We start from the raw sequence: 493 nt of genomic DNA on the forward strand, positions 1-493 counted from the left end.
TGAAGTATTAAGTATTAAGACAAAAGAATATGAAAAAATTAGCAATTTTATTAGTGTTGTTTACGGCTATTTTAAATGCTCAAAACATTAAATCAAGTGGGACGCATTTTGTTGATGGTGTAAAAGACAAAAAATGGAGCAATAGCAATGGAGCCGATTTTACAAAAGCATCATTTTCTGATTTCACTGGTTCTTGTTACGTGTTTTTAGAAGTTGATGAAACCACTTTGGTGAGTTTTGAGACTTTTACAAAAGTTAAATCAGGTAACTTAGAGGTAAAGTTAATTGATGAGGATGAACAAACTTTTTTTTATTGCAAAACGACAAAGGAGTGTGAAGTTCTAAAAGAGATTACACTAGAAAAAGGAAAAAAATACCGTTTGTACTTTACTGGTAAAAATGCAAAAGGAAGTTATAGAGTCAATTTCAAATAACAATTTTAAAAATCAAAAATCAATTTCATAAATTTCTCTGATTTCTTAAATCTGTGTTC

Annotated in this window: 1 protein-coding gene; it reads left to right on the plus strand. The window is 28.6% G+C overall.

The features are described 5' to 3' along the window. Positions 1-29: 29 nt before the first annotated feature. On the plus strand, positions 30-434 hold the full coding sequence (locus tag DIU01_RS04725) for a hypothetical protein (RefSeq protein WP_290832092.1): 405 nt from the start codon (positions 30-32) through the stop codon (positions 432-434). The last annotated feature ends 59 nt before the right edge of the window (positions 435-493 follow it).

It is taken from the genome of Flavobacterium sp. (genome assembly GCF_003525665.1).
GTDB lineage: Bacteria > Bacteroidota > Bacteroidia > Flavobacteriales > Flavobacteriaceae > Flavobacterium.